Genomic DNA, 5,000 nt, shown 5'->3' on the forward strand with positions numbered 1-5,000 from the left:
TAAGACAGCCAAGAAACCAAGCTTTACGGTAGGTTCGATTCCCGCCGTCTCCACCACTGAATTGTTTAGAATCAAGTAGTTAGCAAGAAGAAGGCTGTCATTATTTGGGTTGTTTTTGGGCTGTTTTAGTCTAGGAATGACTACAAAATGACAGCTTTTTTTTGTTCGCTTAAACTACATCTATTGTGAAATTTTGACTACTGATCTCAATAGGATGTCATTAAGATAACAGGGGTTGAAGCAGGACGAGTTTATCACTGATTATTTTTGCAATCTCATGGCATATGGAAGCTTCTCGATTTCAATTACTACTCTATGGAAATTGAAAGAAGGCACTTTTATACAACAAAAGTTAATTAAAATACATTAATGAGTTCGAAACTTAACATTTCCCATGAAAAAATGCCTCACATAGTATGGGCAATTATTTTCATTTTAATTGCCATCATAGCAACGCAGTGGCATTCAGAACTAATAAAAGATCCGCCAACAACTCTTGGGACCGTCGGTTTTTTTGCAACCGCATATGGCATATTGTTCGCAATCATTGAGCTAGGCAGGACTAAAAATGCAGCTATACTGGTAAAAAAGGAAGTGCAGCGAGCATTAAATATGGTCAAAGGAATAGACAGTGCACAAGAAATTGTTGAGTGCCTAAATACCACTTCGTTAGCCTTAGCGTCGTTGGAAGAAGGAAAAGCCATACCTAATGCGCTTTTATGCCAAATAATAAAACACTACTCCCAACTCTTTCACATTGAACTTGAGGATGATTCATCCGAACATAGACGCGTAAGATCAACAATACAAGCTTATTCATTTATACCGCCAAAATCAAGTGAAAAAGAATCAAGCCAAGGCCCACGCTCCAATTCAAAAAAGACGAGAGCGGCATTACTTGAGATCACAGGACACCTTGCTCAGAGACAAGGCTCCAACAAAACTTTTACGGAGCATACAGAATGATTCCAAAATCACTAATAAATTTTTTTGATCAACTTCAATCAGCGACCGAAAATTCTGAACTTAAATGGAATGAGGCAGATTCAAACTCTTACTTTTGCGATCACAAAAATAATACTCTTCACATCTCAAAACACTATGATCCAGATCGCGAAAGATATTACATAGATTTCCACATAACATTTGATGGAAGATCCTCTCATTTTAATGTCGTAGAATATGAAGTTGACTACCACAAAATGAAAACCTTATACGAGGCAATTTCCATAAACGCGAACAATTTACCCTACCGACTAAATAATTTCTTTAATTGAAACAATAAATTAAAGTGATTATTTACAAAAAACAAATTCCGAAATTATAGAATTTGTCGCTTACTTATTTATCTCGCAATATAATTTAATTCAATAAAAACACTTTATGAAAATATTGTCTTCGATTAGATTAATCTCGTTCGGCGGAACAAACCACAATATAGTTGCACTACGTGTAGATTAAGTTAGAAGGTGTGCTCAAAGTGCGTCATGACGCGTCAAATCGTATTTCCCATCTTCGCACTTCCACACCGGGATACGAGGAGCAGTTTTGACATTCAGACACGCACTCACGCGTTGTGCGTCGCAAACCTATCACCTGAAATGCCCTAAAATCCTTGAGGAGGAGACAATACTTCCAAGACTAGCACTATCGAAAAAATATTTAACATCTGAATCAATTAGCACCGTAGCCCTGGGCACGTATTCATCTTTTCAAACGCGGCGGAAGCGGATCAGCTACTGCAACAAGGCGCTCTGCTGGATACTGCTGGAACAAATCCTCTTCGGTCACAAGGGAGCCATCGAGCCAGTGGTGATACTGGTCCGGGTCGAGGATCATCACCATCCGTTTTTCATCATCCGGCTTGTGGAAACGCTGCATGAGCGGGTGGCCATCGGCGTTTATCGTCAGCATCGAGAACGACAACAGCAAATCTTGCGGCCGGAACTCCCATATCCCGGCGATGGCGGCCGGCATTCCATTGGCGCGCTCGATGCGCCAACGGATCGGTTTTCCAGTCTCATAGCAAGGTTCGAAGAAATTATCCGCAGGAATAATGCAGAATTGTTTGCGCTTCCAGGCATTGCGGAAGGACCGCTTCAGCGCCACGGTTTCGGTGCGGGCGTTGTAGGTCTGGCGCGCCAGCTTCATATCGGCCCAATGCGGAACCATCCCAAAACATGCCGGCGCGACTTCCAGTTCACCGGGCACCTCGTGCGAAGCGCGAATGATCGGCGCCATGTAGCCCGGCCAGGCTTCCGGCGGCAGGTCAAATTGAGGGGAACGGACAGCAAAATGCTGTTCGATTTGATCGCTACGGCTGGGGGTATAGTCGGCGCACATGCAATTTATTCTACCTGCCTTCCGGCATTGGCGGCGGTTCCGTCCCGACAAAACACAGCCAGGACTGCGCATAGTCGCAAAATTGCATATCCACTTTGCTACGCTCAAACCCTGACAACACCATGCGCCCATCCCGATACCAGAGCAAATTCACGTCAAACAGTGTGTCAACGTATTTCCCGCTATCTCCGTACGTGAAGCGGGCCAGCTTCACCAAACGGTGCAAGCCCTGGTCTGTCGTTTCAACGACTTCCAACGTGCCGGGCCGCGCCGAGTTGTAGCGATCATGCAGCCGTCGCTTGGGCACCTCCACCCCAGCAAGGCGCATCTTTAACATTTTAACAATCATTGTGACACCCAAGTAAAATACTGTACATATATACAGTATATCAAGAGTTCTTGAGGTCGCAATACCCGGCAATTACGCGAGGGCGTGAAGATGAATGATGCGCAGAATGCAGACACCAATGCATGGTCCAGAACCGCGCCAAGGCGCGGCGCAGCGCGAAAACAACACCGCTCCCACGTCGCCTCACCACCCACACGAAAAACCGCTCAAAGTGCGTCAAAATGCGTCAAATCGCACGCCCCCTCTTCGCCCCGCCGCGCCAGTCCTCATGCGCCTTCGGCCGTGGCGCAAATTTGAGTCAAAAGAGCCCTATATAGCGGGCAGGTGTGGAGGGGNCAACTGCGCGCGCCGGGCCGAAACGGGCCTTTTTCTTGCATTCATAGCAACACCAATCATCGGGACGTGAAAAAGCCGCCTCATGGGCGGCCTGTGCGGTGGCTAGGGCGCTCTGGCGCGGCTGGGCTGTCGCGGCCCGGCCCTGCCGGTCAGCGCGGCGTGGCGGTCATGCTGGACGGCCGGCGCGCGCCTTCGCCGCCTGCTCCTTCTCGTAGTCGTCGCGGCAGTCCACATCGCAGAACAGCAGCGCGGGCGCCAGCGCCTCGTCGCAGTAGTGACAGCAGCCGTGCGCCACCAAGGCGGGCCGGCCACGCACTGCAGCCAGGCCGCGCGCCACCTCGGCAAAGATGATCTTGTCGGTGTTGTCGATGTGGTCGCTCATTGCATACCCTCCCCGCCCGTGGCCAGGTCATACGGGGCGAAGCGCACCACTTCCACACCGGCCCACTCGTTGATCGCTTCGAACTGGGCCTGCAGCGGCACCAGTTCATTGCGGGCGAAGACGCGCGCGGCCGGTTCCACGGCGCCGAAGCCGCCGGCATTGTTCGGCAGGATGCCCATGAGTTGCGGCGGCACGCGGTGCGCGGCCAGCTGGTCGTCGCGCGTCACGCTCTTGATATTGAAAAACTCGTCCTTGGCGGCCACGTCGGACACCGGCAGAATCTGGATGCCGTCCTTCTTGCCGTTCGGCGCGTACATGAACAGGTTGCGGAAGTTGCCCGGCCCCTTGCTGTCGCGCATGGCCTGGCGCAGGTTGTCCACGTCCTGCGTGTTGGCGGCGGCGTCCGTCATGTAGAACACGAAACCGGCGTGCGAACCGTTCTTGTAATACTTGCGGCGGAACAAGGTGGCCGCCTCGTTGAGCCAGGCTGATTGCAGCGCGCTCAGGTACTGCGGCACGCCGTACAACTCCTGGTTGACGTCCGGCTCCATCAGGTGGAAGACGCGCCCCTTGTCGAACTGGTGCACGGCCTGGTAGCCATTGACGAAGAAATACGTGTCCAGATCGACGCCGCGCCGCATGTACTTGGCCAGGGCGTGTTGGTACGCCAGCGCCTTGCCGCTGCGGCTGGGCCTGTCTTCCAGGTAGGCATTGCCGAACGTCAGGAAATCCAGCGCCATGCGCTTGAAGGCGTCGCGCGATAAATACTTGCTGGGGATCAGCGTGGACGCCAGCACATTGGCCTTGAAGTGAATGGCGCTGCTGTGGTGCACGCCCGCGTTAAACGACTTGGCCAGGCCGGCCAGGTTGACGGGCGGCTCGTACCAGTGGCCGTTCTTCCAGCATTCGAAGCAATCCAGAATGTCGGCGTGCTCGAGCACGGGCGTAGGGTCGCCGAAAGAAAACGCCTCGATGCCGGCGGCGGTCGGCGCCGTGGCCGCTGTTGATGGTGCGCCCTGGGCCTGCTGGCCGCGCGCGCGCATGTGTCGTGCTTTGCTCAAGAATAAATCTCCATGAAAGATTGGTGGTTGTCGGTGGTGCCTTCGAAGGGCTCGTGATCGAGGGCATGCATGCAGGCCCACGCCAGATCGGCGTGGCCGGTTTCATCGCTGCGGCCGGCGACATAGGTCACATGCCGTCCGCTGGGGGTGAGGGTCTTGTGGATGGCCATGAAGGACTGCGCGATGTCGGTCCAGCCGGCGTCAAACTCCAGTCGCCCCTTGCTGATGATGTTTTTGGCCTTCAAGACCATGCGGGTTTTGACTTCGGGCGAGTAATTCAGCGCCGTGACAGCCGGGAAGAAGCCGCGCACGATGGGCAGCACGCCGATGCCCATGCCGGTCGTGTCGATGCCGATGTACTCGACGTTGTAGCGCTGGGTCATCTGGCGGATGGCGTCGGCGTGGTCTTCGAAGCTCTGCCCGCGCCACTGGTGGCGCTCAAGGATGCGGAACTTGCCGCCGGCCGTCATGGGCGGCGCCAGCACCACGCAGCCGGCGCTGTCGCCGTTCAAGGCCGGGTCGTAGCCGA

General features: G+C 53.2%; 5 protein-coding genes and 1 pseudogene. 1 reads left to right on the forward strand and 5 read right to left on the reverse strand.

The window, feature by feature from the left end; all coding sequences use genetic code 11:
* Window positions 1-369 precede the first annotated feature (369 nt).
* Complete coding sequence (locus tag K0F85_RS27775) at window positions 370-966, forward strand: hypothetical protein (protein ID WP_219119039.1); 597 nt, start codon at window positions 370-372, stop codon at window positions 964-966.
* A gap of 738 nt (window positions 967-1,704) precedes the next feature.
* Here the strand turns inward: K0F85_RS27775 and K0F85_RS27780 are convergent.
* The 5 genes and pseudogenes from K0F85_RS27780 to K0F85_RS29080 form a co-directional block, all read right to left on the reverse strand.
* On the reverse strand, window positions 1,705-2,343 hold the full coding sequence (locus K0F85_RS27780) for an SOS response-associated peptidase (protein ID WP_219119040.1): 639 nt from the start codon (window positions 2,341-2,343) through the stop codon (window positions 1,705-1,707).
* Between the two features lie 10 nt (window positions 2,344-2,353).
* Window positions 2,354-2,692, reverse strand: coding sequence for a hypothetical protein (locus tag K0F85_RS27785; protein WP_219119041.1), 339 nt, complete (start codon window positions 2,690-2,692; stop codon window positions 2,354-2,356).
* Between the two features lie 502 nt (window positions 2,693-3,194).
* The gene (locus K0F85_RS27790; protein WP_219119042.1) at window positions 3,195-3,410 is read right to left on the reverse strand and encodes a hypothetical protein; all 216 of its coding nucleotides are present in this window, start codon (window positions 3,408-3,410) and stop codon (window positions 3,195-3,197) included.
* A complete protein-coding gene (locus tag K0F85_RS27795) occupies window positions 3,407-4,453 on the reverse strand; it encodes a phage portal protein (protein WP_219119057.1) in 1,047 nt (348 codons plus the stop codon). The genes K0F85_RS27790 and K0F85_RS27795 overlap by 4 nt, the downstream gene beginning before the upstream one ends.
* A gap of 14 nt (window positions 4,454-4,467) precedes the next feature.
* Window positions 4,468-5,000 (reverse strand): annotated as a pseudogene (locus K0F85_RS29080) (terminase); the annotation flags it as partial.

Origin of the sequence: Janthinobacterium sp. UMAB-56 (assembly GCF_900095265.1) — a bacterium.
Classification (GTDB): Bacteria; Pseudomonadota; Gammaproteobacteria; order Burkholderiales; family Burkholderiaceae_D; genus Janthinobacterium.